The following is a 15,670-nucleotide window of genomic DNA, read 5'->3' on the forward strand; positions in this document are numbered from 1 at the left end:
GGCCTAGGGTAGTTGCTACAGGAAACTACCCTCAACGGTGCTATCGATGCACGGCGTCTTAAGAAGCAGGCATGGCCAAGCAGAGCTCATTCTTCTCCTCCATCAGCCGTCTCTATCCGCACGTCAGGCCGATCCTGCCCCGGCTGGTCATGGGCCTGCTCTGCGCGCTGCTGGCAAGCGTGATGGCCCTGGCCATCCCCCAGGTGCTGCGCGTGCTAGTCAACGAATCCCTGGCCCCGGGCGGCAGCCCGGACGCCGTCTGGGGCGCCTCGCTCGTGGTGTTGGGCCTGGGCATAGCCGAGGCCGGGCTCGTGGCCCTCCGCCGACAGTTCGTCATCAACCCCGCCACCACTGTGGAGACCCGGATGCGCGTCTCCCTTTACGGGCACCTGCAGGACCTCACGGTGTCCTTCCATGACCGCTGGGGCTCCGGGCAGCTGCTCTCCCGGGCCATGACTGACCTGAACTTCCTGCGCCGCTGGATGGCCTTCGGCGCCATCATGCTGGTGGTCACCACCCTCACGGTGGTGATCGGCGTGGCGGTGATGTTCTCGATGAGCTGGCAGCTGGCGCTGATTTTCCTGGCCGCCGCCGTGCCGATCATGGTCTACGGGTTCCGCTTCCGCACCCGGTTCAGCAAGGTGGCCCGCCGCAGCCAGGACCAGGCCGGCGACCTCGCCACCACGGTCGAGGAGTCCGTCCATGGCATCCGCGTCCTCAAGGCCTTCGGCCGCAGCCGCGAGGCGCTGGAGAACTTCAATGAACAGGCCGAGGAACTGCGGCAGACGGAGATTGCCAAGGCCAAGCACCTGGCCACCTTCAGCCTGGTGGTCACGCTCCTGCCCGAGCTCGCCCTCGGCGCCGGACTCGTCGTCGGCATCCTGCTGGTCTCCTCCGGCCAGCTCTCCATCGGGTCCCTCGTGGCTTTCTTCGCCACCGCCGCGGTGGTGGCCGCGCCGGTCGAGTTCTGCGGCATGCTGCTGGCCATGGCCCTCACGGCGAAGTCGGCGGTGGACCGGCACTTCGAAGTGATGGACGCGGAAAACACGATCACCGGCCCGGACCGGCCGCGCCGGCCCGCCGAACTCAAGGGTGCCCTGAGCTTCCGCAATGCCACATTCGCATTCGAGGACGCCCCGGACAAACCGATCCTCAAAGACATCACCCTGGACATCCGGCCGGGCGAAACCATGGCCCTGATCGGCATCACCGGCAGCGGCAAGAGCGCCCTGCTCCAGCTCGTCCCGCGCCTCTACGACGTCACCGGCGGTTCCATTCTGATCGACGGCGTGGACGTGCGCGAGTTCGACGTCGAGGACCTGCGCACCCTGGTCGCGGTGGCGTTCGAAGACACCACCTTGTTCTCCAGCTCCGTCCGGGACAACGTCCTGCTCGGCACGGCCGGGCAGGACAAAGACCGCGACGCGGCCCTGGAGGAGGCGCTCGACGTCGCCCAGGCCCACTTCGCCTATTCCCTGCCGGACGGGGTTGACACGCTGATCGGCGAGGAGGGCCTCAGCCTCTCCGGCGGCCAGCGCCAGCGCATCGCGCTGGCCCGTGCCATCGCCGCGAAACCGGCCGTGCTGGTCCTGGACGACCCGCTCTCGGCCCTGGACGTGAACACCGAGGAGCTCGTCGAAGGCAGGCTCCGCCACGTCCTCGCGGACACCACCACACTGATCGTGGCCCACCGCCCCTCCACCGTCGCCCTTGCCGACCGCGTGGCCCTGCTCGAGGAGGGCCGGATCACCGCCGTCGGCACCCACGCGGAGCTGCTCGCCAAGAACAGCCACTACCGCTACGTGATCGCCAGCCTGGACCCGGAACCGCGGGACCTGGATTCAGAACTGTCCGCCCTCGAGGACCACTCCGAGGAGATCTCCCGATGAGCAGCGCAACCTTCGGCACCGCGAACGAGGACAACGCGCACCTCAGCAGGAACGAGAGCAAAGCCGTCCGGCGCCGCTCCCTGGCCCTCCTGGGTTCCCTGATCCGTCCCGTGCGGGCTCGTTTCTGGCTCACCATCGGCGCCGTCGTCCTGTCCCAGGCAGCCCGTGCGGCCGGGCCTGCCCTGATAGCGTTCGGGATCGACCGCGCCCTTCCGGCCCTACAAGGCGGCGACAGCCTGCCGCTGGTCTTTGCCGGGATCGCCTACCTTGCCGCGGCCGCCGCCGCAGCCGGACTGACCGCCCTGTACGTTGCGTCGACGGCCCGGCTCAGCCAGGCGATGCTGCTGGACCTGCGCGTCCGGGTCTTCCGGCACACGCAGCGGCTGAGCCTGGAATTCCACGAAAAATACACCTCCGGCCGCATCATCGCCCGTCAGACCTCGGACCTGGATGCCCTGCGCGAACTCCTGGATTCAGGCGTCAGCTCGCTGGCCTCGGGCATGCTGTTCATGGCGTTTACGGCCATCACCATATTCGCCCTGGACTGGCGCAGCGGCCTGCTGGTTTTGGCCGCCGGTGTGCCGATGTACTTCCTGGCCCGCTGGTACCAGAAGCACTCACAGATCGCCTTCCGCGAATCCCGGGTGGTCTCGGCCCGGCTGATCGTGCACTTCGTGGAGACCATGACCGGGATCCGGGCCGTGAAGACCTTCCGCAAGGAACGCCAGAATGCCGAGCGCTTCGCCGAAGTCTCCGAGGACTACCGGCGCGCCACCGTCCGCTCCATCAACCTCAACGGCATCTTCCAGCCCGGGCTTGTCCTGGTCGGCAACGTGTGCGTCGCCGTCGTACTGCTCACGGGCGGCTTCCGCGTCCTTGGCGGCGAGCTTGCCGTCGGTGTGCTCCTGGCCCTGATCCTGTCCACCAAGCGCTTCTTCCAGCCGGTGGACCAGATGGCCATGTTCTACAACTCGTTCCAAAGCGCCCAGGCCGCCCTGGAGAAGGTCTCGGGTCTGCTCGAGGAGATCCCCACCGTCCGCCCGCCCAAGGCGCCCGTGCCCTTGCAGGACGCCAGGGGCAGCATCGACTTCGACGGCGTCGAGTTCCGTTACGGGGACGGCCCCGTCATCATCCCGCGGCTGGACCTGCACATCCCGGCCGGCCAGACCGTCGCGCTCGTCGGGCAGACGGGGGCCGGCAAATCGACCCTCGCGAAGCTGATCGCCCGCTTCTACGACGTCTCGGCCGGGTCTGTGACGCTCGACGGCGTGGACCTGCGCCTGCTGGGCACCGACGATCTGCGCCGGAACGTGGTGATGGTCACCCAGGAGGCGTTCCTGTTCAGCGGGTCCGTGGCGGACAACATTGCCCTCGGCCGCCCCGAAGCCTCCCGCGCGGAGATTGAGGACGCTGCCCGGGCCGTCGGGGCGCACGCTTTCATCAGCGAACTTCCGGACGGCTACGACACGGACGTCAACAAGCGCGGCGGCCGGGTGTCCGCAGGACAGCGCCAGCTGATTAGCTTCGCCCGGGCGTTCCTGGCCCGCCCGGCCGTCCTGATCCTGGACGAGGCAACGTCTTCACTGGACATCCCGTCAGAGCGCATGGTCCAGCAGGGCCTTGCGGGGCTTTTGCGGGGCAGCCGGGGGGCCAGCGCTGACGGAACCTCCGGCGCGGGGCGGACCGCGCTCATCATCGCTCACCGGCTCTCGACCGTGGAAACGGCCGACCGGGTCCTGGTGGTGCATGACGGGCGCGTCGTCGAAGACGGCACCCCGCAGCAGCTGATCGGCGACGGCGGCGCCTTCGCCCGGCTCCATGGCGCTTGGAAAGACTCGCTGGTCTGATCTGCTGGGCCGGCCCGCTCCCGGGAACCCGCACGACGGCGCCCGGCGCCCCCGCAGGAACGGAACCCGTGCCACCGTGAGACCGGGACCCGTGCCATCGTAGGACCACCGCCGTTGGACCGGCACCGCCGCCGCCAATGCCCGCCGCCGCCCCGGCCGACTCCGGGCACCGATTTCACATCGCGGCCCGGATCGGATACTCTTGTGAAGTTGCTTTTGAAGCAGCGGATCGGGATGTGGCGCAGCTTGGTAGCGCGCGTCGTTCGGGACGACGAGGTCGCAGGTTCAAATCCTGTCATCCCGACCACATAAAAAGAGGGCCTTCCACGCGGGGGGTCCTCTTTTTTTGCTTGCGTAGGCCTGTTAACGCGCCCCGGGGACTGCGAGCTTCGCGGGCGCAAAACTGCCCCGGGAGGAGACCTCCCGGGGCAGTGAAGGCAGGCGCAGGGCCGGCTGTTGCATCGGGGCTGTTACATGGGATCGGGCCAGTTGCCGACGTTCGTGGACTGCATCATGGGGTCGGGCCAGTTGCCCACCGCCTGGGGCGCCCGCATCGGATCGGGCCAGTTACCGACGGCGGCAACGTTCGAGACATCGGTCAGTGAGGCGGCGGACAGTACGGCCGGGGCCGCGGCGGTGAATGCCAGGGCACCCGCCAAGGCGGCGCCTGCTGCAATCTTCTTCAACATAGAGTTCCTCAATTTGCGTTGGGGTCCTTAACCAAGTCAGCACTACCCTTGTTGACACACATTGTAAAATGGTTTCTACAGAGACTGTCAAGCATTTAGTATAAAGAATGTCCGGAATTAGGAGGTATCCGTGGGGAACGGATTTGGGGAGAAGCTCCGTGCGGAACGGCTCGAACGGGGCCTGACGCAAGCGGAGCTGGGCCGCGACCTCTACTCCCCCAGCTACATTTCTCTACTGGAAACTGGACGCCGCGAGCCGACTGCCGATGTCATCGAAGAGCTCGCCCACCGGCTCGAACTGGCCCCCAAAGCGCTCGAGGCCTGGAGCCAGCCGGTGTCCGTCAGCGACGCCGAATATGTGCTCGCCGGACTGTATGCCCGGCAGGCCTGGGACCTGCGGGACTACCCCGTGGCTGCCACGCACGCCGCCGCCGCCGCCAAGATCGCCCTGGAGGCCAAGAACACCAGCGCATGGTGGAACATGACCTACATGCAGGCCGAATGCCTGATCAAGCAGGGCCTCTGGCAGGAGTGCAAGGACGTCGTGCAGAATCTCCTGGAGCACCCCATGGCCGCGGAATCGGCCGGACTGGGCGTCCGCGCCGAGCAGATGCTCGCCGCGGCCTCGCAGGGGCAGGGCCAGCTGACTGCCGCCGTCGAGCATGCCCAGGAAGCCGTGCGCCTGTGTGCCTCGCTGCCCAAGGGCTCCACGATGATGATCGGCGCCTACCGGGCGCTCATCGGCGCCCTGGCCGAGAGCGGCCGGCTGGATGAGGCCTGGGAGTACTGCCAGGCGATGAACGAACAGATGGACGACCATTCAATGTCCCAGCTCGCCGGCGAGGTGGCCTGGGTGATCGGCAACGTGGCCTTCATGCGCCACGACTACGCCGAGGGAATCAAGTACCACGAGCGGGCAGGCCGTCTGCTGTCCCCGGCGAACGACATCGACCTTTGGGCCCGGTTCAACAAGGCCTCCGCCGCGGTTCGCCTGTCCTCGGGAATTGTCGAGCCCGAAACCCTGTCCTCGATCGAACGCGCCGAACTGGCCCTGTCGATCGTGGGTGGCAACAAGACGGACCAGCTGGAAGTGGCTTTCATCCGGGCCCGCTGGCTTTATCTCACCGGCGACATCGTGGCCGCCGTCCAGAAGCTGCGCGAAATCCATGCAGAGCGCGAGTCGCTGGCCCGCCACACGGCGGGAGAAGTCTCACTGCTGCTCGGGAAGGCCCTCAAAGCCGCCGGTGAGTCCGCCGAGGCGCTGGTCTACCTCGAGGAAGCCCAGAAGGAGTTCAGCGCGGCGGGAGCCTCGGACCGGGTCCAGCAGGCCCTGGACGCCGTGCTGGAGATCCGTCTGGCCCAGCGGCGGGCCGAGGCCTCTTCCGCTGAAGCCTAGCCTGGCCGCAGCGCAGCCCTGCCGCCGGACCCGAGTAAGGGCCCGGCGGGATGGCGCGTGACCAGCTACGCGAACGCCCGGCCGGTGAGCTTTTCGTAGGCCTCCACGTAGCGGCTGCGCGTGCGCGCCACGACGTCGGCCGGGAGCGCCGGCGGCGGCGTGTCGGCGGCCCTGTCCCAGCCGGACGCGGCCGAGGTCAGCCAGTCGCGCACATACTGCTTGTCGTAGGACGGCTGCGCCTGCCCGGGACGGTACGTGGCCGCATCCCAGAAGCGTGAGGAATCCGGGGTCAGCACCTCGTCGCCCAGGGTGATCACGCCGGTCGCCGCGTCGACGCCGAACTCCACCTTGGTGTCGGCCAGGATGATGCCGCGGTCGCGCGCGATTGCCTCCGCCTTGGTGTAGATATCCAGGGTCAGCGCGCGCAGCCTGGCCGCGGTGTCCTCGCCCACCAGGCCAACGACGGCGTCGTAGGTGATGTTCTCGTCATGCTCGCCCACTTCTGCCTTCGCCGACGGCGTGAAGATCGCTTCCGCCAGCCGCGACCCGTCGACCAGGCCGGCGGGCAGCGGGATGCTGCACACGGTGCCGGACTCCCGGTATTCCAGCAGCCCGGAGCCGGTGAGGTAGCCGCGGGCGATGCATTCAACCGGGAACATGTCCAGTTTTTTGCAGATCATCGCCCGGCCTTCGACGGCGGCGGGAACACCGCCGTCGACCGTGGACGCGAGGACGTGGTGCGCGACGCCGAGCTGTTCGAACCACCACAGGCTCAGCTGTGTCAGAATGCGGCCCTTGTCCGGGATCTCGCTGGCCAGCACGTGGTCGTAGGCGCTGATGCGGTCACTGGCCACCACCAGGACGCAGTCCTGGCCGAAGCGTTCCGGGATGACAGCGTCCGCGGGGACGTAAAGGTCGCGGACCTTGCCGGAGTAGACGTGCTGCCAGCCCGGCAGGTCCAGCGTGGCGGTGTCGAGTCCGCCCTTGGGGTTGCTGGCGGGGGTGGCGGTGCCAGGCGCCGGGGTACTGGGCGTCGGGGCTGCGGAATCCGTCACGGTCATGCCTTCGCTTTCGACCCGGCCGGCGCGCCCGGCGCCGCCACCTTGATCTGTCCGCGGGCCGCCTTGCGGCCGATGTCCGTGCGGAACTGGCTGCCGTCGAGCTGCACCAGTTCCACACCGTCGTACGCCCGCTCCCGAGCCTCCACGAGGTCGGTGCCCAGCGCCACAACTGCCAGGACCCGACCGCCGGCCGAGACCACGTGGCCGTCGCCGTCGAGCTTCGTGCCGGCGTGGATGACGTGGACGCCGTCCAGCGCGTCCACCTTCTTCAGGCCGCGGATCCGGTCGCCCGTCCGCGGGGCGCCGGGGTAGTTTTCCGCCGCCACCACGACGGCCACGGCGCTGTCCTTGGACCAGCGCAGCGGCTGCACCTTATCCAGTTCGCCCTTCGCGGCGGCCATGAGCAGCCCGCCGAGAGGCGTCTGGAGCCGGGCGAGGACGGCCTGGGTTTCGGGGTCGCCGAACCGGACGTTGAATTCAATGACCCGCGTGCCGCGGGACGTCAGGGCCAGGCCGACGAAGAGGACGCCGACGAACGGCGTGCCGCGGTGCGCCATCTGGTTCACGGTGGGCTGGGCGACGCGGTCGAGCACTTCCTGCACGAGACCCTCGGGGGCCCAGTCCAGGGGCGTGTAGGCACCCATGCCGCCGGTGTTGGGGCCTTCGTCGTTGTCGAAAATGCGCTTGAAATCCTGCGCCGGGGACAGCGCCACGGTGTTGCGGCCGTCGCAGACGACGAACACGGAGACCTCGGGTCCGTCCAGGAACTCCTCAATCACCACCGTGCCGCCGGCGTCGAAGCAGCTCTGCGCGTGGGCCAGGGCCTCGTCGCGGTCGTTGGTCACCACGACGCCCTTGCCGGCGGCGAGGCCATCGTCCTTGACGACGTAGGGGGCGCCGAAAACGTCCAGGGCGTCGGCGGCTTCCTCGGCGTTGGCGGCCACGCGTGCCATCGCGGTGGGCACGCCGGCCTCGGCCATGACTTCCTTGGCGAAGGCCTTGGACGCTTCCAGCTGGGCTGCGTCCTTGCTTGGCCCGAAGACCGGGATGCCCGCGGCACGGACGGCGTCGGAGACACCTGCAGCCAGCGGCGCCTCGGGCCCGACCACCACCAGGTCCACACTGAGCTTGGCGGCGAGCGCGGCGACGGCGTCGGTATCGTTCGCGTCGATTGCGTGCGTGGGGACGAGCTTGCTGATGCCGGCGTTGCCAGGGGCCGCGTGGACCTCGGAAACGTTGGGGTCTGCAAGCAAGGACCGGACAATGGCGTGTTCGCGGCCGCCGGGGCCGATGACAAGTACCTTCACAGTCTCCAAGGGTACGTTGTGCACCCCGCAGGCTCCTAAGCTGTGTCGGCCGCCTGACATGCCCAGTTGGCGGGACATGTCCACCCGCAGACCTCGGCCACTGGGCATGATGCCCATATGTCCACTCCCGAATGCCAGGGCTGGACATGTCCGCCCGCAGACCATCGAATGGCTCCTCGTGCCACGCCAAGAGCGGCCGTTCTCCCGCACATGACGAGCCCCAGCTTCGGCCACTGGGCATGATGCTCATATGTCCACTCCCAAATGCCAGGGCTGGACATGTCCCTTGGACCCCGGAGCATGTCCAGGCCTCCAGCCTGCATGGAGCGTCCATCCGCCGGCCGGCTGCCGCAGGACATGTCCATTCGGGCCAGGGCCCAGCTGCCAGCCAGCTACGAGACGGCCCTCAGGCCACGGGGCTGTCCAGCATCTGCCCGGCATGCCAGCCGTCAGGCCGCTGCACGCCCATGAATCGCCCCGGACATGCCCTATCCCGGCCTCGGCCACTGGACATGATGCCCATATGTCCACTCGCGAATGCCAGGGCTGGACATGTCCCTTGCACCCCAGGGACTTGCCCGCTCCCGACGGCGGGGATTGGACATGTCCTTTCGGTCCAGGAGCATGCCCACTCGGGAAGGCCAGGGCTGGACATGTCCCCTGGGCGCAGGAACATGTCCGCTCGCGGTTGCCGGGGCTGGACATGTCCCCCTGCATGTCCCGGTGCCGGACAATCCGCGGTGCGTGCCGCTACGAATGGCCTGCATGAACAAGCCCAGTATGAAGCCCAGCAAGCGGTCCGGCGGCGGCACCGCCCTGGCCGCGGTGGCCGGTGTGGCCGCGGCCGCCGTCGTCCTGTCCGTCGCGGAACTGATCGGCGCGTTCTTCACCAACCGGGCAACGCCCCTGGTTGCGCTGGGCTCGACGTTCATCGACTTCACGCCGCCGTGGATGAAGGATTTTGCCATTGCCACGTTCGGCACCAACGACAAGGCGGCGCTCTTCGTCGGGATGGCCGTCACGATTCTGCTCCTCGCGTGCGTGCTCGGCATCGTGGCGTACCGGAAGTGGGCGCTCGGTGTGGCCGGGGTGGTGCTGATGGGCGCCGTCATCGTGGCCAGCGTGGTGACGCGGGCCAGCGTCAAGCCCGTCGATGCCATTCCCTCCCTCATCGGCACCGCGGCGGGCCTGGTGGTGTTGCGGCTTCTGATCTCCCGGCTGTGGCGAAGGCGGGAATGGCCGGACCAGCCGGCCGACGTCGCCGCGAAGGAGCCTGACCGCCCCGCGACCACCCGCCGCTCGTTTTTCGCCGCCGCCGGCATCACCGCGGCCGCCTCGGCCGCTGCCGCCACCGGCGGGCGTCTTCTGAGCGCTGCCCGCAGCAACGTGGCCGCGGCCCGCGAATCACTGCAGCTGCCCGCCCCCGCGAGGTCCGCCCGCGCGGTCCCGGCCGGTGTCCAGTCCAAGGCCCCGGGCGTCACGCCGTGGCTGACCCCGAACGAAGACTTCTACCGGATCGATACCGCCCTGAGCGTGCCGGAAATCAACGCCCAGGACTGGGAACTGCGCATCCACGGCCTCGTGGAACAGGAAGTCCGGCTCACCTTCCAAGACCTCCTCGACGCCCCGCTCATCGAATCCCATGTCTCCCTGACCTGTGTGTCCAACCCGGTCGGCGGCAACCTCGCCGGCAACGCCAGGTGGCTGGGCATGCCCCTCCGCGACGCCCTGAAGCTGGCCCGCCCCACGGCTGGTGCCGACATGGTGCTGTCCACCTCGGTAGACGGCTTCAGCGCCTCCACCCCGCTGGAGGTCCTCCAGGACGACCGCGATGCGATGCTGGCGATCGGCATGAACGGCGAGGCCCTGCCGCTGGAGCATGGCTACCCGGTGCGGATGGTGGTTCCCGGGCTGTACGGCTTCGTCTCCGCCACCAAATGGGTGGTGGATCTCGAGGTGACCCGGTTTGCCGACAGCAAGGCGTACTGGACCCAGCGCGGCTGGTCCGAACACGGTCCCATCAAGACCATGGCACGGGTGGAGGTGCCTAAATCGTTCGCCAAAGTGCCCGCCGGGAAGGTCGCCATCGGCGGCACCGCCTGGGCTCAGACCCGCGGCATCACCAAGGTCGAGGTCCAGATCGACGGCGGCCCCTGGACCGAGGCGGTCCTCTCCGATGAGGCCTCCGTCATCACGTGGCGGCAGTGGTCCCTCGACTGGGACGCCACGCCCGGGCCGCATTACATCAAGGCCCGAGCCACGGACGGCAGGGGCGAGCTCCAGACCGAGAAGCGGGCGGATCCGGTGCCGGACGGCGCCTCGGGCTGGCAGTCGGTCATGGTGACCGTGGAATAACCGGGGTATCAGCACCCGGCACCATAGACTTGCTGCATGGCTTTAAACCCGCACGCAACCTTCACAGCCGACTCCGCCGTCGAACTGGCCGTCATCGAACGCAGCGGCTTCGTGGAGTCCCGCCACATCGGCTCGGCCGTTGTGTTGGCCGCGGACGGAACCGTGGTGGTTGAACTCGGCGATGTCACCGCCCCCATCTTTGCCCGGTCCACACTCAAGCCTTTCCAGGCGCTCGCCTCGATGCAGTCCGGTGTTCCCCTCCGGGGCGCCCAGGTGGCCATCGCCTGCGGCAGCCACGTCGGATCCCTTGACCACATGGATGTGGTGGAGGGCATGCTGAAGGCGGCCGGGGCCAAGGAAGATCAGCTGCAGTGTCCGGCGGACTGGCCCCAGGATGAGACCGCCCGGAACTGGCTCGTCCAGACCGAACGCGGCAGGTCCAAACTGGCCTTCAACTGCTCCGGAAAGCACGCCGCGTTCCTCTGGGCGTGCACGGAGAACGGCTGGGACAAGAACAGCTACCTGGAACCCAACCACCCGCTGCAGCAGCGCATCCGCTCCGTGATCGAGGAGTATTGCGGCGAACACATCACCCACCTCGGCATCGACGGCTGCGGCGCTCCGGTTGCCGCCGTGTCCCTGATCGGCCTGGCCCGCGCCTATTCGAAGCTGGCCAAGGCACCCGGGGACAAGAACTCCAACGCGCGCGCCGCCACGATCACGACGTCCATGCTGGACTACCCGTGGGCCGTCCAGGGCCGCGGGCAGGCCAACACGATCGTCATGGACGAACTCGGCATCCTGGCCAAGATCGGCGCCGAGGGCGTGCTGGTGATGGCCACCCGCCAGGGCGTCTCCGTTGCCATCAAGATGCTCGACGGCAACATCCGTGCCACCACCCTGGTGGGGCTGACCCTCCTCGCCGCCTCAGGCGCCGTCGAAATCCCTGAAGTGTCCAGCGTGCTGGACAAGGTGGTGGACCCCGTCCTGGGCGGCGGCCGTCCCGTCGGCAAGATCCGGCTCGGCCGCGCCGTCGCGGCCCTGCTGGACTAGGGCCTCAACGTGGCCGTCTCGCGCCGCCGAATCGCTGTGGACGAGGGCCGCGCGGCTCTCGCCGCATGGCAGGACGCCAACCCGGCAGGACCGGGCTCTTCGACACCGGGCACCGGGGGAACCGGCGCCGTTGCGCGCAACACGATTGCGACGGCGGTGCGCTATTCTCTGGAGGAAGTCACCGCCAGGGCGCCGGGGAACTCGGTGGAGGTCCGCGTCCCGCCGTTCGGCGTCACGCAGTGCGTGGAGGGCCCGCGGCACACGCGCGGGACTCCCCCCAACGTCATCGAGTGCGACGCCGCCACCTGGCTGGCGATGGTCAGCGGACAGCTGAGCTGGGCAGACGCCGTCGCGGCCGGCAAAGTTGCCGCCTCGGGACTCCGCGCGGACCTGTCGGGCCTCCTGCCCCTCTAGCGCCCCTCCCCCTTTAGCGGCCGTGTCCTTTAAGGCTCCTGCCCCCTCCAGCTGGCCGTGCGCCTCAGCCGCGCCCGATGAACGGCATGCCGGCAGCCGTGACCACGAGGGATCCCACACTGGCCGACGCCGGCATCCCTGCCATGAGCAGCACGGCCCGGGCGGCGTCCTGCACCGGAAATGTCGGCTCGGCTTTCCGGCTCCCGTCGGCCTGGACCGCTCCGGAGCCGACGCCGATCTCGTCCATGAGATCCGTGGCCGCATTGCCGATGTCGATTTGTCCGCACGTGATGCCGAACCCGCGCCCGTCGAGTTCAATGCTTTTGGTCAGCCCGGTGATCGCGTGCTTGGTCACCGTGTAGGCGACGGTCCGCGGCCGGGGTGAATGGGCCGCGATGGAGCCGTTGTTGATGATCCGTCCGCCCTGGGGCGACTGCGCCTTCATGGCCCGGACGGCCGCCGCGGCGCAGAGGACGGATCCTGTGAGGTTCACCGCCACCGTCGCATCCCAGTCCGCCACCGAGATTTCGTCCACCGACGCCGCGGGGCCGAACACGCCGGCGTTGTTGAACAGCACATCCACCCGTTCCCACTGCTCCAGCGCCGCGGCGAAGAGCCGCTCGACGTCGGCCGGGACGGTGACGTCGCACGGAACGGCGAGCGCCTGCCGGTGGCCGGCCGCGGTCTCGCGCAGTGGCTCTTCCCGCCGGCCCGCCAGTACAACGCGGTAACCCTCTGCCAGCATGAGCCGGGCCACCGCCCGGCCGATGCCGGACCCGGCCCCGGTAATGACCGCGACCCTTCCCGGGGTGTGATGCTGGCTCATGTGTCCTCCTCGACGGTTGCTCGGCTGCCCGGCCAGCGTACCGCCGGGGCGGCCTGTGGCGGCAGTGTGTCGCGCCGGGGGTGGCGCGACAGGCGTTTCTGGTCCTATCGACCCTAGGGCTGGCAGCCGCGGGGTCAGTACATTAAGGCATGGCAACCTCCTCCACCGGAGATGTCCTCCTTGCCTATCTTGAACAACAGCTCGGCGAGTTGCTCCGGCACGGCCCCGGCGCCCGGGCAGGACAGCCCGAACCCATCCACCAGATGCGCGTCGCTGCCCGGCGGCTCCGGTCCCTGCTGGCCACGGGACGGACCCTGTTTGCCGAGGGCGCCTCTGAGGACATCCGCAGCGAGCTCCAGTGGATCTCCGGGGTGCTGGGCGCGGCCAGGGATCCGACGGTGGTACAAGACCGGCTCAGGGCGTTGCTCGCCGACGAGCTCCCGGAGCTGGTCGGCGGTCCGGCGGCGGACCGGATCAACGAGGCCCTGGATGCCTCGGCCGCAGCCGGGTTGAAGGGCCTGGTCGCGGCACTCGACGGCGAACGGTACGCCCTCCTGCTCGGCCGCCTTTCGGAATTTGTCACCGCCGCCCCGCGGACCGCCAAGGCAGCCCGCGGACCCCGCGAGACCGTCCGGAAGCTCGTGGCCAAGGATGAAGCCCGGCTGAGGCGCACGGTGAACGGGCTGGCCCCCCGTGCGGAAGGAACAGCCGGCCCTGCACCCGGCTCCGGCACGGGGGGCGGGCCTGGCTGCAGGGACGCGGGCCTGCACGAGGTCCGGAAGGCGGCCAAACGACTGCGCTATGCCGCCGAATTCGCCGTGGCCGTGACCGAGAACGGGGATGCGAAGCGGCTCTCCCGATTGGCGGCGGCGGCGCGCAGCATTCAAACCGCGCTGGGCCTGCATCAGGACACCGTGATGGCCAGGGCCCTGCTGGCCGAGCTCGGCACCCGATCGCCGTCCACCGGCGAGAGCGGGTTCAGCTACGGCCGGCTGCATGCCAGGGAGGAGAGCCTGGCGGCCGCCGCGGACGCGGAGTTCCTCAGCAGCTGGCGAAAGTTTCCCGGTAACCCGTAGCAGGAGCCGACCGCCCCGCCGCCAGCCACCGGGGCCCCGCTTCAGCCACCGCAGCTACAGGCGGGCGTTGAGTTTCCCGATGGCACTGTTCCCCAGATTCTCAAGCAGCGCCCGCGGACTTGCGTAGATCTCCACAGCGCCGGCATCCCGCAGTTCGGCTTCGCTGGTGCCGCCGCAGGTCAATCCGATGGTCGGAATTTGCAGCTTCCCGGCAGCGTAGATGTCCCAGACGGCGTCACCCACATAGACCGAGTCCGAGGCCTGCACGCCCAGGGCTTCCAGGGCCGCGACGAGGATATCGGGGGCGGGCTTGCTCTCCTTCGCGTCGCTGGAACTCGTGGCCGCGTCGATAAAGGCGTCCGCACCGATCGTGGACCGCAGGGCCTCAAGGTCGCGCTCCCTGGCCGACGAAGCCAGCGCGACCGCGAGACCGCTTTCGTGGCACTGCGCGAGGAGGTCTTTGGCGCCGTCCAAAGGACGCAGGGCGGGCCAGAAGGTGGAGAAAACTGCCGCGTGGGAGGTCATGATCGTGCTGTCCTCCGAGGCATCCCGGTCGGAGGGAAGCAGCCTGTCAAGGATCCTGTCCCCGCCCATCCCCACCGACCGGTGGATGCTGGCCATCGGCACGTCGTAGCCCGCCTGCCGGAAGGCCTGCCACCAGGCCAGGGTGTGGAGATAGGAGGAGTCGACCAAAGTTCCGTCGACGTCGAACAGCACCGCGGCTCTGCGGCCGCCGCCTGTCCTCGGGTCAGTGGTGTGCATGCGTCCGCCTTCCCGCAGCCTGCAGCCCGCCGCCCGGTCCCCCGCCGTTCAGCGAGGTACTGATCAGTGACGTACTGTTCACTGAGGTACTGGTCCGTGACGTACCGCTCAGTGACGTACCGCTCAGCGTGGTGCTGCGTTTCGCCCCCTCCGCAGTCCGTCGGGCGCTCCGGGTCGGGGTGCCGATCACCGCCGGCGGGCCATCCGTGCTGCGGTCCCGGATCAAGCCCGTCCCGGCAATCTCGCGGGCCTGCGCCACACCGGCGGCAGCGGCCTGCTTGGTGGGGAACGTGACGGAGACAGCCATCAGGCTTCCTGCTCCGTCCACCATCCGGATGCGGTACCCGCCGTCGGGCGCATTCACGAGCTCGAAATATCCGGCCATCACACACTCCTTAATATCCATCCCCACACTGGGACAACATTAGTAAGTATACTTACTGGCACATCCGGGCTTTACCGTCACCCCATCGTGCAGCCTGCGGGCCTGCCGCGCACCTAGCCCTGGAGCAGGCTAGCCCTGGATCACGGAGAGGACATTTCCGGCCGGGTCCTTGAACCAGGCGATCCGGGGACCCTCGCCCACCATGATCCCCCTGGCATCGGTCGGCAGCTCCGGATCGTCGTAGATCTTGGTTTTCACGCCGAGCCCGTTGAGTTCATCCACGGCCTGCTCGATATCCTCCACCACGAAGTTCAGCACTGTGAACGACGCCGGTTCATGGTTGTCCTTTGGATAGATCATCACCCTGGGTCCCGCCGGCAGCCGGACGTTGAGGACGCCCATCGCATTTTCCTCCGCCGCCAACCCGAGGGTGTCCCCGTAGAACTGCTTGGCCTTGGCCAGGTCATCAACACTGAAGCTCGAAAACGTGTCCTTCGTCGTGAACATGGCGCTCTCCTTTGAGGTCGTTGCCGGGTTGATACGCCAAAGGGTGCCACAAGCAGGCGGCGCTGGCTACTGAGCGGCGCAACAGATCCCGCGGCCGGATTAA

The 15,670-nt window shown here is 68.5% G+C and carries 14 protein-coding genes and 1 tRNA gene; 8 read left to right on the forward strand and 7 right to left on the reverse strand.

Features of this window, described 5'->3' with window-relative positions:
- The first annotated feature begins 71 nt into the window (after positions 1-71).
- The 3 genes from BM372_RS03190 to BM372_RS03200 all read left to right on the forward strand — a co-directional run bounded on the left by BM372_RS03190 (position 72) and on the right by BM372_RS03200 (position 4,043).
- Positions 72-1,889: an ABC transporter ATP-binding protein gene (locus tag BM372_RS03190; RefSeq protein ID WP_090951681.1), complete on the forward strand. Its 1,818-nt coding sequence runs from the start codon at positions 72-74 to the stop codon at positions 1,887-1,889.
- The gene (locus BM372_RS03195; RefSeq protein ID WP_090951683.1) at positions 1,886-3,736 is read left to right on the forward strand and encodes an ABC transporter ATP-binding protein; all 1,851 of its coding nucleotides are present in this window, start codon (positions 1,886-1,888) and stop codon (positions 3,734-3,736) included. Before BM372_RS03190 ends, BM372_RS03195 begins: the two co-directional genes overlap by 4 nt.
- A gap of 230 nt (positions 3,737-3,966) precedes the next feature.
- Positions 3,967-4,043 (forward strand) — tRNA-Pro (locus tag BM372_RS03200).
- 163 nt (positions 4,044-4,206) lie between these two features.
- On the opposite strand, the gene BM372_RS03205 is transcribed toward BM372_RS03200, so the two are convergent.
- Positions 4,207-4,425, reverse strand: coding sequence for a hypothetical protein (locus BM372_RS03205; RefSeq protein WP_090951686.1), 219 nt, complete (start codon positions 4,423-4,425; stop codon positions 4,207-4,209).
- 130 nt (positions 4,426-4,555) lie between these two features.
- Here BM372_RS03205 and BM372_RS03210 point away from each other — a divergent pair, with 130 nt between their 5' ends.
- On the forward strand, positions 4,556-5,821 hold the full coding sequence (locus BM372_RS03210; RefSeq protein ID WP_090951689.1) for a helix-turn-helix domain-containing protein: 1,266 nt from the start codon (positions 4,556-4,558) through the stop codon (positions 5,819-5,821).
- A 65-nt stretch (positions 5,822-5,886) separates the two neighbouring features.
- Here BM372_RS03210 and BM372_RS03215 read toward each other — a convergent pair whose 3' ends face one another.
- Positions 5,887-6,882 (reverse strand): phosphoribosylaminoimidazolesuccinocarboxamide synthase, encoded by a 996-nt coding sequence (locus tag BM372_RS03215; protein WP_090951692.1) that lies wholly within the window; start codon positions 6,880-6,882, stop codon positions 5,887-5,889.
- On the reverse strand, positions 6,879-8,189 hold the full coding sequence (purD, locus tag BM372_RS03220) for a phosphoribosylamine--glycine ligase (RefSeq protein WP_090951695.1): 1,311 nt from the start codon (positions 8,187-8,189) through the stop codon (positions 6,879-6,881). The genes BM372_RS03215 and purD overlap by 4 nt, the downstream gene beginning before the upstream one ends.
- Before the next feature lie 765 nt (positions 8,190-8,954).
- Between purD and BM372_RS03225 the strand changes: the two genes are divergently transcribed.
- From BM372_RS03225 to BM372_RS03235, 3 genes are read left to right on the forward strand one after another with little or no spacing between them, the layout of a single operon-like run.
- Complete coding sequence (locus BM372_RS03225; protein ID WP_090951698.1) at positions 8,955-10,544, forward strand: molybdopterin-dependent oxidoreductase; 1,590 nt, start codon at positions 8,955-8,957, stop codon at positions 10,542-10,544.
- A 36-nt stretch (positions 10,545-10,580) separates the two neighbouring features.
- Positions 10,581-11,597, forward strand: coding sequence for an asparaginase (locus BM372_RS03230; RefSeq protein WP_090951701.1), 1,017 nt, complete (start codon positions 10,581-10,583; stop codon positions 11,595-11,597).
- A gap of 9 nt (positions 11,598-11,606) precedes the next feature.
- Positions 11,607-12,011, forward strand: a complete 405-nt coding sequence (locus BM372_RS03235; RefSeq protein WP_090951704.1) for a sterol carrier family protein — start codon at positions 11,607-11,609, stop codon at positions 12,009-12,011.
- Between the two features lie 64 nt (positions 12,012-12,075).
- Here the strand turns inward: BM372_RS03235 and BM372_RS03240 are convergent, their stop codons facing one another.
- The gene (locus BM372_RS03240) at positions 12,076-12,837 is read right to left on the reverse strand and encodes an SDR family oxidoreductase (RefSeq protein ID WP_090951707.1); all 762 of its coding nucleotides are present in this window, start codon (positions 12,835-12,837) and stop codon (positions 12,076-12,078) included.
- Between the two features lie 149 nt (positions 12,838-12,986).
- Between BM372_RS03240 and BM372_RS03245 the strand changes: the two genes are divergently transcribed.
- Positions 12,987-13,913 carry a CHAD domain-containing protein gene (locus tag BM372_RS03245; protein WP_090951710.1) on the forward strand — a complete coding sequence of 309 codons (927 nt, stop codon included), beginning with the start codon at positions 12,987-12,989 and terminating at the stop codon, positions 13,911-13,913.
- A gap of 54 nt (positions 13,914-13,967) precedes the next feature.
- On the opposite strand, the gene BM372_RS03250 is transcribed toward BM372_RS03245, so the two are convergent.
- The 3 genes from BM372_RS03250 to BM372_RS03260 all read right to left on the reverse strand — a co-directional run bounded on the left by BM372_RS03250 (position 13,968) and on the right by BM372_RS03260 (position 15,567).
- Positions 13,968-14,675 carry an HAD family hydrolase gene (locus BM372_RS03250; RefSeq protein ID WP_090951714.1) on the reverse strand — a complete coding sequence of 236 codons (708 nt, stop codon included), beginning with the start codon at positions 14,673-14,675 and terminating at the stop codon, positions 13,968-13,970.
- Entirely contained in the window at positions 14,662-15,060 is a 399-nt protein-coding gene (locus tag BM372_RS20955; RefSeq protein ID WP_256214009.1) for a DUF1508 domain-containing protein, read from the reverse strand. Before BM372_RS20955 ends, BM372_RS03250 begins: the two co-directional genes overlap by 14 nt.
- Before the next feature lie 129 nt (positions 15,061-15,189).
- Complete coding sequence (locus BM372_RS03260) at positions 15,190-15,567, reverse strand: VOC family protein (RefSeq protein WP_090951717.1); 378 nt, start codon at positions 15,565-15,567, stop codon at positions 15,190-15,192.
- Positions 15,568-15,670 lie beyond the last annotated feature (103 nt).

Origin of the sequence: Arthrobacter sp. ov118, from assembly GCF_900116495.1 — a bacterium.
In the GTDB taxonomy this organism is placed as follows: Bacteria; Actinomycetota; Actinomycetes; order Actinomycetales; family Micrococcaceae; genus Arthrobacter.

Coding starts and splice junctions, on each gene's coding strand:
- BM372_RS03215 (WP_090951692.1), bottom strand. CDS start 6,882: ATGACCGTGACGGATTCCGCAGCCCCGACGCCCAGTACCCCGGCGCCT.
- BM372_RS03230 (WP_090951701.1), top strand. CDS start 10,581: ATGGCTTTAAACCCGCACGCAACCTTCACAGCCGACTCCGCCGTCGAA.
- BM372_RS03190 (WP_090951681.1), top strand. CDS start 72: ATGGCCAAGCAGAGCTCATTCTTCTCCTCCATCAGCCGTCTCTATCCG.
- BM372_RS03195 (WP_090951683.1), top strand. CDS start 1,886: ATGAGCAGCGCAACCTTCGGCACCGCGAACGAGGACAACGCGCACCTC.
- BM372_RS03260 (WP_090951717.1), bottom strand. CDS start 15,567: ATGTTCACGACGAAGGACACGTTTTCGAGCTTCAGTGTTGATGACCTG.
- BM372_RS03250 (WP_090951714.1), bottom strand. CDS start 14,675: ATGCACACCACTGACCCGAGGACAGGCGGCGGCCGCAGAGCCGCGGTG.
- BM372_RS03245 (WP_090951710.1), top strand. CDS start 12,987: ATGGCAACCTCCTCCACCGGAGATGTCCTCCTTGCCTATCTTGAACAA.
- BM372_RS03240 (WP_090951707.1), bottom strand. CDS start 12,837: ATGAGCCAGCATCACACCCCGGGAAGGGTCGCGGTCATTACCGGGGCC.
- BM372_RS03205 (WP_090951686.1), bottom strand. CDS start 4,425: ATGTTGAAGAAGATTGCAGCAGGCGCCGCCTTGGCGGGTGCCCTGGCA.
- BM372_RS03225 (WP_090951698.1), top strand. CDS start 8,955: ATGAACAAGCCCAGTATGAAGCCCAGCAAGCGGTCCGGCGGCGGCACC.
- BM372_RS20955 (WP_256214009.1), bottom strand. CDS start 15,060: ATGGCCGGATATTTCGAGCTCGTGAATGCGCCCGACGGCGGGTACCGC.